Source organism: uncultured Mobiluncus sp., from assembly GCF_902488535.1.
GTDB lineage: Bacteria > Actinomycetota > Actinomycetes > Actinomycetales > Actinomycetaceae > Mobiluncus.
This window is the reverse complement of sequence record NZ_CABTWO010000008.1, coordinates 47176-63278: the sequence shown is the minus strand read 5'-3', so window position 1 is coordinate 63278 and position 16103 is coordinate 47176. Positions and strand designations below refer to the sequence as shown.

The 16103-nt window shown below is 55.3% G+C and carries 12 protein-coding genes; 5 read left to right on the top strand and 7 right to left on the bottom strand.

The genetic code is table 11. The features are described from left to right. Nucleotides 1–66 precede the first annotated feature (66 nt). The 3 genes from RDL66_RS04205 to aroA all read right to left on the bottom strand — a co-directional run bounded on the left by RDL66_RS04205 (nucleotide 67) and on the right by aroA (nucleotide 6383). A complete protein-coding gene (locus RDL66_RS04205) occupies nucleotides 67–3792 on the bottom strand; it encodes a multifunctional oxoglutarate decarboxylase/oxoglutarate dehydrogenase thiamine pyrophosphate-binding subunit/dihydrolipoyllysine-residue succinyltransferase subunit (protein ID WP_308535410.1) in 3726 nt (1241 codons plus the stop codon). A 150-nt stretch (nucleotides 3793–3942) separates the two neighbouring features. Beyond that, nucleotides 3943–5001 (bottom strand): ribosome small subunit-dependent GTPase A, encoded by a 1059-nt coding sequence (locus tag RDL66_RS04200; RefSeq protein ID WP_308535409.1) that lies wholly within the window; start codon nucleotides 4999–5001, stop codon nucleotides 3943–3945. Beyond that, nucleotides 4998–6383, bottom strand: a complete 1386-nt coding sequence (gene aroA / locus RDL66_RS04195; protein WP_308535408.1) for a 3-phosphoshikimate 1-carboxyvinyltransferase — start codon at nucleotides 6381–6383, stop codon at nucleotides 4998–5000. The genes RDL66_RS04200 and aroA overlap by 4 nt, the downstream gene beginning before the upstream one ends. A 68-nt stretch (nucleotides 6384–6451) precedes the next feature. On the opposite strand from aroA, the gene RDL66_RS04190 reads away from it, so the two are divergent. From RDL66_RS04190 to RDL66_RS04180, 3 genes are read left to right on the top strand one after another with little or no spacing between them, the layout of a single operon-like run. Next, on the top strand, nucleotides 6452–7246 hold the full coding sequence (locus RDL66_RS04190) for an inositol monophosphatase family protein (RefSeq protein WP_308535407.1): 795 nt from the start codon (nucleotides 6452–6454) through the stop codon (nucleotides 7244–7246). Between the two features lie 60 nt (nucleotides 7247–7306). Beyond that, the gene (locus RDL66_RS04185) at nucleotides 7307–8557 is read left to right on the top strand and encodes an exonuclease SbcCD subunit D C-terminal domain-containing protein (protein ID WP_308535406.1); all 1251 of its coding nucleotides are present in this window, start codon (nucleotides 7307–7309) and stop codon (nucleotides 8555–8557) included. Beyond that, nucleotides 8554–11730, top strand: a complete 3177-nt coding sequence (locus tag RDL66_RS04180) for an SMC family ATPase (protein ID WP_308535404.1) — start codon at nucleotides 8554–8556, stop codon at nucleotides 11728–11730. The genes RDL66_RS04185 and RDL66_RS04180 overlap by 4 nt, the downstream gene beginning before the upstream one ends. Here the strand turns inward: RDL66_RS04180 and RDL66_RS04175 are convergent. From RDL66_RS04175 to RDL66_RS04165, 3 genes are read right to left on the bottom strand one after another with little or no spacing between them, the layout of a single operon-like run. Next, complete coding sequence (locus tag RDL66_RS04175) at nucleotides 11727–12245, bottom strand: hypothetical protein (RefSeq protein WP_308535402.1); 519 nt, start codon at nucleotides 12243–12245, stop codon at nucleotides 11727–11729. The two genes, RDL66_RS04180 and RDL66_RS04175, sit on opposite strands and share 4 nt — an antisense overlap. Further along, nucleotides 12238–13566, bottom strand: a complete 1329-nt coding sequence (locus RDL66_RS04170) for an ATPase (protein ID WP_308535401.1) — start codon at nucleotides 13564–13566, stop codon at nucleotides 12238–12240. Before RDL66_RS04170 ends, RDL66_RS04175 begins: the two co-directional genes overlap by 8 nt. After that, complete coding sequence (locus RDL66_RS04165) at nucleotides 13563–14198, bottom strand: SAF domain-containing protein (RefSeq protein ID WP_308535400.1); 636 nt, start codon at nucleotides 14196–14198, stop codon at nucleotides 13563–13565. The genes RDL66_RS04170 and RDL66_RS04165 overlap by 4 nt, the downstream gene beginning before the upstream one ends. 106 nt (nucleotides 14199–14304) lie before the next feature. On the opposite strand from RDL66_RS04165, the gene RDL66_RS04160 reads away from it, so the two are divergent. Beyond that, nucleotides 14305–14523 (top strand): helix-turn-helix domain-containing protein, encoded by a 219-nt coding sequence (locus tag RDL66_RS04160; protein WP_297722843.1) that lies wholly within the window; start codon nucleotides 14305–14307, stop codon nucleotides 14521–14523. Nucleotides 14524–14590: 67 nt separating this feature from the next. On the opposite strand, the gene RDL66_RS04155 is transcribed toward RDL66_RS04160, so the two are convergent. Then, nucleotides 14591–15100 carry a hypothetical protein gene (locus RDL66_RS04155; protein ID WP_308535399.1) on the bottom strand — a complete coding sequence of 170 codons (510 nt, stop codon included), beginning with the start codon at nucleotides 15098–15100 and terminating at the stop codon, nucleotides 14591–14593. Between the two features lie 184 nt (nucleotides 15101–15284). Here RDL66_RS04155 and RDL66_RS04150 point away from each other — a divergent pair, with 184 nt between their 5' ends. Continuing rightward, a complete protein-coding gene (locus RDL66_RS04150; protein ID WP_308535398.1) occupies nucleotides 15285–16103 on the top strand; it encodes an Rv3235 family protein in 819 nt (272 codons plus the stop codon).

Sequence of the window (16103 nt, the reverse complement as noted above, 5' to 3'; positions counted from 1 at the left end):
TATCCAAACCTAAAACGCAGTTTTCCCCGGAAGAAACCAATCTTCCGGGGAAAACTATCTTTGCCCTTAGCGGGCGAAAGCGCGCGACACCAGGTCAGCAGCCTGCTTCTTGTGTACGGAAGCCAAGCCGGTGGAGGGAGCGGCCATCGCCGGGCGGGACACCACACGAATCGGACGGTCGCCGATGAAGGCATCCTGGTGCATCTTCAGGAAGGACCAGACCCCCTGATTCTCCGGCTCGTCCTGTGCCCACACCAGTTCAGCGTTGGGGTACTGTGCCAAAATCGGCTTCAGGTCCTCGTGCAGCGGGTAGTACTGTTCCAAACGCACGATTGCGGTGGTTTTGTCCCCGGTCTTGGCACGTTCAGCCGCCAAGTCGTAATACAGTCGGCCGGTGCAGAGTAGCACGCGAGTCACCGCGTTGGGATCCAGATTGCCTTGGTCTCCGATGACCCGTTGGAACTGACCAGAGGTGAAATCTTCGACCGAAGACACCGCCGCTTTCAAACGCAGCAACTGCTTGGGGGTAAAGACAATCAGCGGGGTTCGCGGCCGACGATAGGCCTGCTGACGCAACATATGGAAGTGGTTAGACGGAGTGGAGGGCTGGACAATCCACATATTGTCCTGGGCAGCCAGACTCAGCCAGCGTTCGATACGCGCCGAGGAGTGGTCAGGTCCTTGACCCTCAAAACCATGGGGCAGCAACAGCACCAGAGAGGAGTGCTGATGCCACTTCTGTTGAGCCGAACAGATGAACTCGTCAATCATGGTCTGGCCGCCAAACGAGAAGTCGCCGAACTGCGCCTCCCAGATAGTGAGAGCTTCCGGGCGTTCCACCGAATAGCCGTACTCGAATCCCATCGGCGCGTACTCGGACAGGGACGAGTCGTAAATCATGAACTTGCCCTGTCTGTCGCTTAAGAATTCCAGCGGGGTCCATTCCTCACCAGTCTTAAAATCGTGAGCAACCGCATGACGCTGCACGAAAGTCGCCCGGCGAGCATCTTCACCGGACATCCGGATGGGAACGCCCTCCATCAGAATCGACCCGAACGCCAACAGCTCGCCGAATCCCCAATCGATGTTGCCTTCGCGAGACATCTGCTGACGCTTTTCGTAGAGCTTTTGAACCTTGGGGTGCATGGTGAAGCCTTCGGGGTAATCCACGTGCGCGTCGCCGATAGTTTCCACCACATCCCGCGAAATGGCTGAGGTCCAAGCAATCATGTCGTCAGACTCGTCCGTCTGAGCAGCGGGCAAGGTCCAATCCCAGTCGTTACCGCCCTGTTCGCCCTGACGCGACGGGGTGTAGCCCTTTTCCTTGGTTTCCTCAAAAATCTTTTCGAGTTTCTGGTGGTAATCCTCCACTTCCGCTTTCGCTTCCTCATCCGAGAGATCGCCACGACCAATCAGGTTATTCATGTAAACCGTGCGGGTGGTCGGATGGGAATCAATCAGGTGGTACATCACCGGCTGAGTCATCGACGGATCGTCGCCTTCGTTGTGTCCGCGGCGACGGTAGCAAATCAGGTCGATGATGACGTCCTTGTGGAACTTTTGCTGGAAGCGGTAGGCCAGACCAGCCACCCGCGTGACCATCTCAGGATCGTCGGCGTTCACGTGGAAAATCGGCACCTGCAAGCCCTTAGCCAAGTCAGTGCAGTAGTTCGTGGAACGGGCATTGGTCGGGGAAGTCGTGAAACCAATCTGGTTATTCACGATGATGTGCACCGTCCCGCCGGTAGTGTAGGCCTTGAGTTGGCTCATGTTCAGCGTCTCATAGACAACCCCTTGACCGATGAAAGCCGCATCGCCGTGAATCAGCACGGGCAGGTAACCGTAGTCGCCCTCGATACCGACTTTATCCTGTTGCGCCCGGACAATGCCTTCGACCACGGGGTTCACGGCCTCCAAGTGGGAGGGGTTAGCTGCGATATAGACGCTGGTGGTCTTGCCTTCGTAAGACTCGTAGATCGACTCGGTGCCCAAGTGATACTTCACGTCCCCGGAGCCCTGAACTGAACCAGGATTCATGTTGCCTTCAAATTCGGCGAAAATCTGGTTGTTGGTTTTGCCGGCCACATTCACCAGCATATTCAGCCGACCACGGTGCGCCATCCCGATGGTCACCCCGGCCAAGCCGTCGTGGGCGGCATCGTCCATAATCCGCAGCATCAAAGGAATCAGCGATTCACCGCCCTCCAAGCTGAAGCGCTTTTGGCCCACATACTTGGTTTGCAAAAAGTCCTCGAAAGCCTGCGCCGCGTTCAAACGGTTCATGATGGCGTGACGAACTTCTTTGCTCGGGGGTTCGTAGGGGCGCTCAATCTCATGTTGCATCCACTTGCGCTGTTCGGGGTCTTGAATGTGCATATATTCAATGCCCGCGGTACGAGTGTAGGTATCGCGCATCTGGGTCAGAATGTCGCGCAGCTTCATGTTGACGTTATGTTTGTCGCCCAGTTGTCCCACCGGGAAGTACCGATCCAAATCCCAGATAGAAAGCCCATAGGCGTCGAGTTTCAAATCTGGGTGGCGACGTACCCGATAATCCAGAGGATCGATATCCGCAATCAAGTGCCCGCGGGAACGGTAAGAATGGATAAACCGCGCAATCCGCGCGTCCTTGGACAACTCCCCTTCCCCGCTGTAATCGTTGTTACGCGCCCAGCTGAAAGGTTCGTAAGGCACCTTCATGGAATCAAAGACACGTTCGTAGAATCCGTCTTCACCCTTGAGTTTCTTTTCGATTAGCCCCAGGAAAGAGCCGGACAAGGCTCCTTGAATGACCCGATGGTCATAGGTGGAGGACATATGCATAATCTTGCCGATACCGGCTTGGGCCAGCTGTTCTTCGGAGGCTCCGGCCCACTCTGCCGGGTAATTCGTCGCCCCGACCCCGATGATGCAACCCTGGCCCTGTACCAAACGCGGCGATGACATGAGGGTTCCCAAGGTTCCCGGATTCGTCAGCGTCACCGTGCAGCCGGAATAATCTTCCATTCCCAGCTTGCCGTCACGAGCCTTTTTCACGAGTTCTTCGTAAGCGTGGACGAATTCTTCAAAAGACAGGGTGTCGGCATTGTGCACGACGGGCGTGACCAGCAGACGCGAGCCATCGTCCTTCGGCAAGTCAATCGCCAGTCCAAAACCAACGTGCGCGAAATGGTCAATGTACGGCTTGCCGTCTTCCAGGTGATAACGCACGTTGACATCGGGGGTTTCCACCAAGGCTTCCACAATGGCGTAGCCAATCAAGTGGGTAAAGGATACTTTGCCGCCGCGAGTCCGCTTTAGGTGGTCATTGATCTGGGTACGGTTTTCAATCAACACCTTCGCCGGAATCTGGCGGTAAGACGTTGCCGTCGGCACTGACAGCGAAGCGTCCATATTTTTCGCGATCGCGGCTGAGACACCCTTCAGCCGTTCTGAACGATCCTCCCCCTTTACGGCTGACTTTGCCGCATCATAGTGCTGCTTTGCCACCATTGCGGCGTAGGGCGAAGTTGGAGCGTGAACGACTGAACGCGGCAGAGGAGGACGGTCAGAGTGTTGGGCATCAAGTCCGGCAGGCCGGGATTCCTCAACAGGTTTAGCTGTTTCGCCGCCTTCTGTGTGTGCAGAGGCGGTGCCAGCGGTTGCTCCCGGCAGCAATCCCAGGCTTTCCATCTGTTGAAAATACGACTGCCATTCGGGGGGAACTGAACTTTTATCCGCGAGGTATTGGGCGTGAAGCTGAGCAATAACTTCTTCGGAGGCTGAATTATTCGACGACTGTGTCTCGGCCACTATATTTTCCCTTTCAAGGTCATTGGAAATTTTTTCCGTTGTGCTCCTAATTTAGGACTTTTAGCCTAGGAATTTCACCTTATTTCTCAGACCTTGACAAAGATTTACTATAGTTCTAGTTATCCTTGGGAATTTGCGGACTTTCCCTTTTCAGTAGGCTGACGGAATCTCGGTCAACAGGCTCCGAAAGGACGCCAAACGCAGCGCTAATTCCGGGTGTTCATCCAGCAGGCAATCCGGAGAGTCCGCGCTATGGGTGCAGCCTCGCGGACAGTCCCGGGCTATCGCGTAAAGTTCCGGAAATCCGCGCAGCAATCCCGCCGCATCAACATGAGCCAAGCCAAAAGAACGCACTCCGGGAGTATCGATGAGCCACCCTTGTGCAGCCACCGGTAGAGCGACCGCCGAGGTCGAAGTGTGTCGGCCCTTGCCGGTCACTTCGTTGACTGTCCCAGTCGCCCGATTTGCGCCCGGCACCAGCGCGTTCACCAGGGTAGATTTACCGACCCCCGAGTGGCCTAGCAGGACCGTGATTTCACCGGTCAGCTGCTTCTGGAGCGCCACCAGTCCTGGGGCGACAGGGGCGGACGGCGGGGCCTGCGGGTTTGTCTCGGCCGGCGGTAGCGCCAGGACTACAGGCTCATAGAGGTCTCTGTTCAGGGCAAACACTGTGATTCCAATAGCTTCGTAGTCTGCGATAAGTTCCTGGGCAGAATCCAAGTCCGTTTTCGTCACCGCCAACAGCGGGGTGACTTTCGCATCCAAAGCCGCCACTATCGCGCGGTCAATCATGCCGCGTTTTGGTTCTGGGTCACGCGCTGCGACCACGATTAGCATCTGGGTGGCGTTGGCGACAATGAGTTTTTCTCGCGCTCCGGACTCGGATTCGTCAAAGCTGCGGCGCAGGACGGTTTGGCGATCCCCCAAGGTGACGATGCGCGCCAAAGTGTCGGGAGTGCCGGAAGTGTCTCCTTCTACGCCCACCCGGTCCCCCACGATGACGCCCTTTCGCCCCAGCGCCCGCGCCTTAACGGCTTGCACCATGCGGTTTTCGCCGATCGCTACCGTAAACCGGCCCCGGTCCACGGCGACGACCATACCGGGCTCAGCGTGTGCAAAACTGGGACGTTTCTTAGTGCGGGGGCGGCTGCCTTTCCCCGGGCGCACGTGTACGCGCGGATCATCCGTACCGATGTCGCGGCGACTCAAGAGGCTGCTCCCAACAGGTGTTCCCACATTGTTGTGAAATCTGGCAGAGTTTTGGAGGTGGCATCAATATCATCGATTTGTACCGGATAGTACAATCCCAGGAGTGCCGCAAAAGTTGCCAGTCGGTGATCCCCATAACTGTGCAGCAGCAGCGGGAGGGATTCCGGGTCTTGGTTCACAAGCCCGGAGGGGCTGACACCGGTAATCACAAGGTCGTCCTCCGGAGTTATTTCGCAGGGTATCCCGACGGTCGTGAGTTCGGTGCGGAGCGCTTCGAGACGATCCGTCTCGTGACCTCGCAGGTGGTGCAAACCCCGCAATCGGGAAGTTCCAGGGGCAAAAGCGGCCAAAGCCGCCACGGTGGGAACCAGCTCGCCCACCGCGGTGAAATCAGCGTCTATCGGCCACAGCGGACCTCGACTGGAAACCGTCAACACCCCGTAGTTCCACTCCACGTGCAGGCCCATTCTTGGCAAAATCTCCAACCAAGCCGCTCCTGCCTGGGTGGTTTCCGCGGGCCAGGTGGGGATAGAAATCCGCCCACCGGCAATACCTGCCAGAGCCAAGAACGGTCCGGCGTTGGAGAGATCCGGTTCGATGAGGACGTCCTGGCCGATAACTGGTTCTGAGGCCACGTGCCAGAAGGGATTGCCATCCTCGGAGCTGCCCGGTGTAACGGTAACTCCGTGTTGAGACAGGCATTCTAAGGTCATCTCAATGTGCGGCAGCGAAGGCAGCGCTCCGGTTTTGGAACGAACGGTACAGCCGCCGGGTAACAGCGGAGCCGCCAACAACAGGGCAGATACGAACTGCGATGAAGCCGTAGCGTCTATGGTGATTTCCGCGGCAAGACGCCCTTCGGGAGGATAAATCGTACAGGGAAATACCCTCCCATCCGAGGATTCGTACTCGATATGGGCTCCCCACTGCGTCAGGGCATCCAAGAGAGGCCGCATCGGGCGCGTATTTGCTTGTGCATCGGCGACCAACCGCACGGCGCGCCCCAGCGCCACCGCCACGGCGGGGATAAAGCGCATGACGGTTCCAGCCAAACCGCAATCCACCGTAACGGGTGCATTATCCCGCAAACCGCCCGGAGAAACTGTGGAAGTAGACTGCGACCACAGTTGGGCCAGAGGCGTAATCTGTACCGGTTGGTCCACAACTGGGGGCCACGGCTCGATAATCGCCCCCAATGAGCGCAGTGCTTGTACCATGAGGTCCGTGTCACGAGCGAACAGGACTCCTGTGAGGGAGGCCTCGGTATCGCTGATGGCACCCAGCAACAATTCTCTGGCGCTCAATGACTTGGAACCCGGCAACGTCACCGCACCGAAAACGGGACCCTTCGCGCGGGGAGCTCGCCAAACTGTTGCTTGCATAAGTTCAGCTTAATGGAAAAATCGCGCCGTTGACCGTTTCTAAGCGTTTCTAGGGATAGGTTTAGAACATGAGTAGTCGCTGGGAAGAAGATTTACAGTTAGCACTGATTATGGCAGACCAGGTAGACGCCCTGACCACCAAGCGTTTCTTGGCTCCCGATTTGGAAGTCAGCGATAAACCGGATTTGACACCGGTAACCGATGCGGATCAAGCTGCTGAAAAGCTCATCCGGCGGCATCTGTCACATTCGCGAACTCGGGATGCCATCGTGGGCGAGGAAGAGGGCAGCACCGGTCTGGCAGCCCGGAAATGGGTCATCGACCCGATTGACGGTACTGCGAATTTTCTCCGCGGGGTTCCGGTGTGGGCCACACTGATTGGGCTAATGGAGGACGGCAAGATGGTGATGGGGGTGGTCAGCGCACCCGCCCTAGGATTTCGGTGGTGGGCTGCCGCGGGCAGTGGGGCGTGGACCGGCCGGTCGCGTTCCTCGGCACGCCAGCTGCAAGTTTCACGTATCTCTAACCTGAATCAGGCTTCCTTTTCCTACGCGCTTATCGGCGAATGGGCCGAGGCTCATCGTTTGCGGGGCTTCATGAATCTCTCTCAGCAGGTGTGGAGGACTCGTGCCTACGGCGATTTTTGGTCCTACATGCTACTGGCGGAAGGCGCGGTGGACGTCGCGGCGGAACCGGACTTGAATCTGTGGGACATGGGGGCGCTGTATCCCATCGTGACCGAAGCTGGCGGTAAGTTCACGTCCCTCACCGGTGAGGATGGCGTGAACGGACCGGGGGCAGTAGTTACTAACGGCCGTCTGCATTCCCAAGTTTTGCAGTATATTGGCTCAGAAACAGACTAATTTGCAAGGTTTTCAAAACTCTTAAATTTTCGCCTTCGGGGTTGCTCTTATGCTTGAGCCATGAAGTTTTTACACACCTCTGATTGGCATCTCGGCCGGGACTTTATGAACTATGACCTGGCCCCCTACCAGGACGACTTCCTGAGGCAAATCCTGGCGCAAATTAAAGCGCATCGTCCCGATGCTTTGCTGATTTCGGGCGACGTATTGGACAAACCCAATCCGGGAGACGCGGATTTAGACAAACTGTCCGGTTTTCTGAATGAGGCACGGCAAATGACTCGAATCATCCTCATTGCCGGAAACCACGACGGAGCCTCCCGGCTAGGTTTTGCCAAGGGATTCACTCTGCCGGAAGTCAATATCGTGACGAAAGCTGCCCAGGTTGGCACCGCTATCGAGGTTCCGGGACCCGACGGTGAACTCGGCGCGCTGGTCTACCCCATCCCCTACCTGTCTCCGTATCAGGATCGCGCGGAGCTATCCAAGTGGGTTGATGATGACGGGGTTTGTCATCTCGATGACACTTTGGAGCAGCCCGCCAGCAAAGACGACACGGCGCCGTTGCTCCCGGGAAAACCTGAAGTACTGTTTGCCGCGGCCCTGCGCCGCATCGGGAGGGATCTGGAACGGAGGAACACAGACGTGCCGATCCTCGCGATGGCTCATGACTATGTAACACAGGTAGATCCGAATAAGGAAGTGGAACCGCTGGGAAATCTCTATCCGATTCCGGTTTCCCTGTTGGATGAGCTCGCCGATGGACTGAAAGGAGGCCGCGGCATTGACTATCTAGCTCTAGGACACATTCACGGGGCGTATCCGGTAGATGGCACTGAAGTCACGGCCTGGTACGCGGGGTCTCCCCTGCCTTATCGGGTCAGTGAGAGCAACGAGAAATGCATCCTTTTGGTCGAGGTTGACCCAGATCACCAGGTCGAGGTTGAGAAGCTACCCTTGGAATTGCCTTATCAAGTGACACGGCTACAGGGCAGTATCGAGGACCTCACGAACCCCGACGACTCCCGCTACCAGCCCTGGCATCAGGCCTTTTGTAGCATCAACCTGACTGAAACGACCTTGCCACCTAACGCTTATAACCGACTGAAAGCGGTTTTCCCGCGAATGTTGAAGCTCACTCATTCCCAGGGCACCCTGACCGGGGCGCTGCAATCTGGTGCAGAGTTTCGGGAACTTTCTGAATTAGAGATTGCCACCGAATTCTTACGTACCTGTGGCATTGACACAAAGGAAGACCTCGCTTTGCTAACCGAAATATATGAAGACACCGTTGGGGGGACAGAGAAATGAAATTCCATAAACTTACTCTTGAAGGAGTGGGGAGTTTTTACGAGCGCACCACCTTGGACCTGGATGCACTAGCGGAATCGGGACTGTTCTTAATTACGGGCAATACCGGATCGGGAAAGTCCACTATCCTGGACGGAATTGTCTACGCTCTGTATGGAGACGTAGCTGGTGAGAGAGATTCCACAACAGATCGTATTCTCTCCTACTACTGGGACAAAGACTATCCTCCTGAGGTAGTGCTGGTGTTCTCTGCCCACGACAAGTTCTATGAGCTGCGTCGCACGGTGACCTTTACGAAGCCAGGGCGTAAGACTTTCACTCAATCCATCGCCCAGCTTAAGATGTCAGCTACCCCGAATTTTGACAACATTACCGAACCCATTGCGATAGGTAGAGACGTAACGAAAAAGGTAGTGAGTATCCTCGGCCTGGAGAAATCACATTTTCTGCAGACGGTCATACTTCCCCAAGGCCAGATTCAGCAGTTCCTGACCGCAGGGGCTGCCGAACGGCATGAGGTTTTATCCAATCTTTTCGGGGCAGAAAGCTTTATTGCCATGGAAAAAGCCGCTAAGGAACGTGCCTCAAAAGGCAAGGAAACCACCAAAGAGTACACCAGGCGTCTAGGTGAGCTGCTCACAACTGTGTATGCGGATCTTTCCAACGTTGAGATTACTGGTGAAAATGAAACCGCTTGGAACGAAGCTTTGGGGGAATTTGCGGCGGCAAAGGACGGGGCGGCTCAGTCGATTTCTGCCTTGGAGCAAGCCGGAGAGCCCCTCTTTGCTAGCGCCGCCAAAATTTTGCGCGAAGAAGCCGCTAAGGTTAGGGACGCCGCCGAACAAGCTCAGGTGCAATCCCAAGCGGCTCAGACAGTACTTACTAAAGCGGAAAATGAGCAGCGCATTATCTTAGAGGCGAAACAGCTTACTGAAAAACTTAAAAAACTCGTCGATAAGGAAACTGAGATTGCACAACTGGATCAACGCAACCAGAAAGCCGTGCACGCCAACGCCGTCATGGACACCGAGAAAGCAGAGCAGAAACCTTACCGGTCAGCTGAGCACCAGCGTGGCAGTATTCTTGCTACTTTGACTCAGCTGGTCGATAACGATGTGGATTTAGCCGAATTTAGGGACCAAGTATCCAAGCTGTCGGACACAAAATTGCAAACCTGGTTGGAAGGGGAGGAACCCAGTACCAAGTTGGCTGATCTGCGTGATGAGATGAGCGAAAAGATTAATGACAACCAAAAGAGACTAGAGGCCATCAAAGCCAATCTCACCCTCCAGAGTGAGAAAACTACCGCTGCCAACAGTAAGAAAGAAGAGCTGGAGTCCCTGCGCAGTCAGATTAGCCAGCTTCGTAACACCGCTGACAAAACCGCAGAAGCGTTGAACAAACAGCGCCTGCTACTGAAAGAGAAGAAGCAGCTTGCGGACGGGTTAGCCAGCCGGCAGACAGAGCTGAAAAATGCCCAGGAGCACCACGATTGGGCGAAATCGGCTGAAAAGTTAGCCAAGGATTTGAAAGCTGCCACTAAAAACGCTGCCCGTCTGCAAGAAAGCTACGACCGGGCACAGGAAAACGCCGAGTCCGTTTTACGAAAATGGTCTGATACCGCAGCATCTCGCTTGGCATCACAGTTGCAGGACGGGGAGTCCTGTCCGGTCTGCGGCTCTCTGGATCACCCGCATCCTGCAGTCGAAACAGCTGAAAAGACAACGTTTCAGGACTATGAAGCAGCTGCGAGCGAAGCCAAAAAGGCTCACGATAAGCTGTCTGAGGCAAACAATAAGGAAACTGAGATTAGCACCAGATTGCAAACAGTTACGGAACAGCTCCAGGGCCAGGATATAAAGTCCCTGACTGCGGCCCTCTCTGTAGCTGAGAAGGCCGTCAGTGAATCCACCACAGCGAGCAACCAAGTACCCGAGTTGGAAAAGAAAATTTCCGAACTGGAAGAATCAGACAAACAAAACCAAACCGAGCGTGAAAATCTCATTAAACAGGAAGCAGGATTAAGCGCGGAGGTGGAAAACCTCCACGAGGAAATTCAGGCGTATGCTGAAAAAATTCGGGCGGAGTTGGCAGATTTTGATCCCGATTCTGACCCGCAAAACTTGTTAGATACGAACCAGCACAGTCTGGACGCGGTCAAACAGCTCGCCAAGTTTTATGATTCCTGGCTTCCGATCCGACAAGAGTGGATTAGCGCTCACGAAGCGTTGCGCAAGTCTTTGACAGACCACGGTTTCGAGTCAGTAGCCGAGGCCCAAGCCTGCGCCAAGCCACGCCAGGAACTGGAAGCTGACCAAAAGACCGTCACTTCCTATCATGAAAACGTACATGGTTTGCGCTCGCAACTGGACACCGATGCGTATCGAGACAAAGCCGCAGCCAAACTCCCCGACCTGGAGAACCTTCGTTCTGCGGCGAAAACCAGCGAGCAGAAGTATCACTCTCTCACCCAAAAGTCGGCGTCTTTGGACAGTTCCCACCAGAATTTGTGCACCCTCAAGGAAAGGTACGAAAAGACCAAACAGGAATGGGACAAGGAAGCATCAAAGATTGCCGGATTTGAACGCTTGTCCCAAGTGCTCAATGGAGAAAACCCGATGAAAACTACTTTGAGCGCTTACTACTTGAGCAAGCGTCTGGGACAGGTGACTTTTGTAGCTAACCAGTTGATCTCTGATGTTTCCGGGGGGTACTACGAAATCAGGCATAACGAAAACTATGAGTCTGACCGCAATCAGAAATATCACGGACTGGGCATCGAAATGTACAACGGCGCTCAGGACAAGGTGGTACCGCCAAAGTCGCTGTCCGGGGGCGAAAAATTTTACTGTTCACTCGCTATTGCCCTGGCTCTTTCCGAAGTCGTGCAACGAGAAAGGGGCGGCATCACCCTGGAAAACATTTTCATCGATGAAGGTTTCGGCACCTTGGACAATGACACCAGAGAGGCAGTCATGTCCGCGCTGCACAGTCTGCAGAGGGAGGGAGGACGCTGCGTAGGAATCATCTCACACGTCAATGAATTGCAAGAGGAGATTCCCCTCCAGGTTCAGGTGCGAAACTATCAGAGCGGCAATACCACGGAACTGAAACCAAGCGGGAAACGCAAGATTGGCTCCTACCTACAAATCAACGGTTTGGATGCAGTCTAGCTCAAGCCCAGGAATTCTCGCAGGATCTCCAGCTCGGAGCCGTCAAACCACAGCAGTTCCGGTAACTCCAAGTCCTGAGGGGACTTCCCCGTCTGCTCCGCGCGCAGCTGCGCCAGTTTTGCCACTTCTGCGCCAGCCGCTGGCTCGTCTACGTGGTAGGAAACCACTTCAGAATACTGAATCGGGCGAGTCAAGATGTATCCTCCCGCCATTTCCGGGCGGCAGGGTTGCAGGTCAGTATCCGCGACTTCCGCCACCGCCACCACCCGAAGCGGCTGGGAACTTTCGGTTTGCGCGTCTAACGATTTCAAAGCGGCGGCATGTAAAGCCTCGTCTTCCGCCACTTCTCTGTCCTCCCCATGCAGCTCGCTGGGGGCAGGAAAACCGGCAGCAGCACACCAGGCTTTGTCCACGACCGTGACCAGCGCCCCCTCCCACGTTTTGTCCCGCAGGGATTGAGGGCAAAGCGCGATGTAAGCACGAATCTTTTTTGCCTGACGGGGGGCTTCACTCATTTTCAGGTTCTTTCTGTTCGCCGCGTTTGAACTTCAACAGTTTGTTCTCCCGGAGCTTTTTTCGTCCCGAACCGCGCCGGGGCAACAAACCGAGTTGTTTATAAATCTCATTTTGTAGCCCTTCCAAGTCCTCCAGCACCCCAGCGTGAGGATTAGCTGTCATCACGTCACAAGCAGCCACCAGGGCACGGTCAAAATCTTCTCCGGCTTCTCGCACCACCACCACCGGCAGGTTCGGAACCGAAGCAGCCACGACACGAACTATGGAATTTCGCCAGTTCGCTCCTCCCACAGAAGCCCGCCCGCGATTCACTACCGCCAAGGTCGGGCAGCTCCACAGTTTCTGTTCACGAGCCCAATTGTGATTGACCAACAGCCGGCGGATTCCCACCGGGTCGGCCAGACCGACCTCTACAACCAGGTCGGCAACGTCAAAAGTGCCCAAGGCAGCCCCGTAACGGGTCGGCCCCATCGCGGCCAACAAATCCGACTGGTCGTCTGCACCGCTCGACAAATCCACCAGAATCCAACGGTAGTTAATCCGAGCCATCTCTAAAAGGGCTGACAACGAGTGCTGGCCGACCTCACGCCAACGCTCCGCCTTGGTCAGTCCAGTCAACAGGTCAACTCCGAAACCCACCCGCGTCACCAACTGCGGGAAACTTTCCGGTTTCAACTTTCCTTGTTCCGCTAGACGACATCCAGTCACCACCCCGGAAGTGTCTAAGGCAATCCCCAGCATCTGCACCAAAGACGACTCGACCGTATCGGCATCGACCAGCAGGACCCGACCATAGTTACGCAAACGCGAGGCGATGTTCAAAGCTAGCGTAGACTTTCCCGGTGCTCCCACCGGACCCCAAAAAGCGATTATCTGACCTACTGAACCGGCCAAATCCGCATTTTCGGTGCCGAATTCTTCACGAGGATTGGGGGGTGGTGGAGGCATAAGGGTGGACATCATCTGCCCCAGCAGACGAGCCGCCTCGCTCTGTTCAGGTTCCTCCACTCGGGGATCCGCTTTGGCTAAAACCGAAATTCCCCCTCGACTGTTCAACTGATCCACGTCTTCCAGCGGAGCAAAAGCAATGATGGCAACGTTTTCGGCGGCTAGCTCCTGGACAGTGGCACCCTCCAGTTCCAGCATCTCGGTGTCCACCGCTACCAGCTGCACTAGGTGTGCCTTGGCTATCGATAACAGCTCCGTGGCATCACGGCAGCGCCGAATAACTTGCAGAGGCAGAGAATCTGACTCAATAGTCCGGATAATATCCGCTTCCAAATCCGGATTCAGGCAAGTCGCTACCCCGATGAAACTCATGATGACACCGGTATCGCCATCAGCGGGGTTTTCGTTCCGACAGCAGCGAGGATAGGCGACAAGTCCTCTTCCGGTACGCTAATTTCCACATTCGTCTGATTTTTCGATCCGAGAGCCGTTTCAGACTTTTTCTCTGCTAGGAACACGGCTTTGTCCGCCAGTTTCTGAGCATTTTCCGGCGGGGTATCCTGCTCGAACGTGCTGGCAGATTTTTCGTCAGGGAGCTGCCAAATTTCGAGGTAATCGCCTTTCTTCACGCTGCTTGGCAGAGGCGCGGCGAGATTGAGAACAATCCGTTTGTTGTAGGGCTTGGTTTGGCTCAGTGAGGCTTTGGGGAGCAGCTGTCCCACGGCAATAGTTTGCACGACCACAGTGCCTTCCTTCAGCTCACCTTCGCGCAAGTACTGCCCCGCCGCCCGACCTGGATTTGCTGAAATAACCTCAACATCGTCGGATTGAACGGTTTGTCCAGCAACGAGCGTTGTCTTTGCCGCTAGGTAACCCTCAAGGTGACTGGCCAGCCGCACCGTAACGATGACCAGGATTACAGCCAGTACCATCAGGGCAATCCCCAGTATGGTACGCCGATTTATGTACCGAGATTTACTTGATATTTCCGAACCAATAGGCATACGAGACCTCCCTCGAAAACCTGCTTATAGGCTTTATATCATTAAAATATAGAAGCATAGGACTGTTTTTGTGGTGGTTTTATAGCATTTGATGTATCATGATTATATGGAATATAACTTTTACACCATTGCTGATGTTGCCGATATGTTGAAAGTTTCCCACGGTGCCGTGCGTAACCTCATCAACAACGGAGAGCTCAAAGCTATCCAAATTGGCGGGCGCGGCCTCTGGCGCATCGAGGAATCCGCGATGGAGGAATACATCAAAGGACAATACGCCCAAAGTGAGGAAAAAATCGCCTCCGGGGCGGCTCTGGTGGAGTAAATCCCCTTATCTGGCAGCCCCCGAAATCAGACCCAATCAAGACAGGGGTTATTGCCAGTAGTTTTCCTCAGCGCGGGCAAGATACATAGAGCAGCGCTGAGAGTGCAATGGCTTCATGGCGGCCGTGGTCGACAATATCCACGAAGTCGGCACCCACTCGCTCAATACAACCTTTCAGAGTCTGATTCCGGGTGGTGAACTGAATCTCACGGCGGGCGGCGGCAAACTCACGCAGTTTCACCGTGCCTGGAATTCTGGCCTCAACCAAAGTGGGCCACCGCGGAGCGGGTCCTAAGCTAGAAACGACTTCGATGGCTGGATACCTGATAAAGATGTCCACGCGCAGCAGGCGCAAAATCAGCCAATTCGCCGCGGCGTCAGCGACTTCGCCACGCAACGACTCCCCGTTGATGAGCTGAATCTCGACCGTAGTGCCTACACTGGCTAATAAACGACCGGATAGAGTCACTTCCGCGGCATCCGCCGCCGACAGCTCGGTAGCCTCCACTTGGCGCTGCGCCCGCAGTTTTGCAGCGAAATCAGCTGAGAGATCATCCAGAAAATCGTCGTGTTCCACGCGCTCCAGTCTAGCTCACTTGATTTGTCTACAGCAGCAAACCTTCCTACAAAGTATCAAAAATGCTGTAAATACGCTCAAAATGCCAAATATTGACAAAGTAACCGGCATGACACTATGATACGGAATCAAACGTTATCAAACGTACTATAACTAAATAGAACTCACTACCAAAGGGAAAACTATGGAAACCACACTTCTTGAACCTAACGCTGCTGAAACCAATGCCTCTCCCCGGACGACTCACGCTGAACTCAATGCGGGACCCACCCCCGAACCCGCAACGCCACTACTTGCTGGCGCACCCTCACAACTGGCCGCCGGCGCCACCGAGAACCTGCTGATGGAAACTGAACGAGGATTCCAACAGGAAGTCAAGCGTCATCAGCCTGATTCGAATGACCTCAAGCACGCTGCCGCACTCGTGACGAACCAGCGGCCTCAACCGATGGTGGGTCCCGCCTGGAAACGCCGTCAGGTCGCCAAGCCATCTCTGCGGAGCTTGGTTCAGGCAACTTATGCGCAACGTGGTCAGGCAGTGAAATCAGTGCCGCCACAGCACCAAACGGGAAAATCAGGGAACACCAGAACCGATCTGGCCGACCAAGCCCGCGCCAGTTCCCGGGAAAACTCTTCCATCGAAGACGTCCAACACTCCCCTCGCGTTTGGGCCGCTCAAATGGCTCGGTGCGGGCTGGAAATCATTGAGGGAATCCGTCCTTTGTCCCAGATGACCCGCTGGGCCTCGCCGCAGGCTTATCGATACCTCGAACAGCGGCGAAACGCTATTGGCTCTAAACAAAAGCCACAACCCGGACTGATTGGAGGCAAAACGCGCCGGGTTTCACCGGTGAGGGTGCTCAGTGCCCACAGTCGGGCGACCTCAGCGACAACGCACGAAGCGGTCATCGTGCTAGACGATGGGCAGCGCACTCGTGCCGCCGCGCTAACTTTAGAAAACCGCTGCAATCAGTGGATGATTGCCGCGATTCGCCTGGGCTGA

What these genes read in the sequence shown, in the direction of transcription:
- aroA (WP_308535408.1), bottom strand. Translation starts at nt 6,383, where the DNA reads ATGCAAGCAACAGTTTGGCGAGCTCCCCGCGCGAAGGGTCCCGTTTTC.
- RDL66_RS04190 (WP_308535407.1), top strand. Translation starts at nt 6,452, where the DNA reads ATGAGTAGTCGCTGGGAAGAAGATTTACAGTTAGCACTGATTATGGCA.
- RDL66_RS04185 (WP_308535406.1), top strand. Translation starts at nt 7,307, where the DNA reads ATGAAGTTTTTACACACCTCTGATTGGCATCTCGGCCGGGACTTTATG.
- RDL66_RS04180 (WP_308535404.1), top strand. Translation starts at nt 8,554, where the DNA reads ATGAAATTCCATAAACTTACTCTTGAAGGAGTGGGGAGTTTTTACGAG.
- RDL66_RS04175 (WP_308535402.1), bottom strand. Translation starts at nt 12,245, where the DNA reads ATGAGTGAAGCCCCCCGTCAGGCAAAAAAGATTCGTGCTTACATCGCG.
- RDL66_RS04170 (WP_308535401.1), bottom strand. Translation starts at nt 13,566, where the DNA reads ATGAGTTTCATCGGGGTAGCGACTTGCCTGAATCCGGATTTGGAAGCG.
- RDL66_RS04165 (WP_308535400.1), bottom strand. Translation starts at nt 14,198, where the DNA reads ATGCCTATTGGTTCGGAAATATCAAGTAAATCTCGGTACATAAATCGG.
- RDL66_RS04160 (WP_297722843.1), top strand. Translation starts at nt 14,305, where the DNA reads ATGGAATATAACTTTTACACCATTGCTGATGTTGCCGATATGTTGAAA.
- RDL66_RS04150 (WP_308535398.1), top strand. Translation starts at nt 15,285, where the DNA reads ATGGAAACCACACTTCTTGAACCTAACGCTGCTGAAACCAATGCCTCT.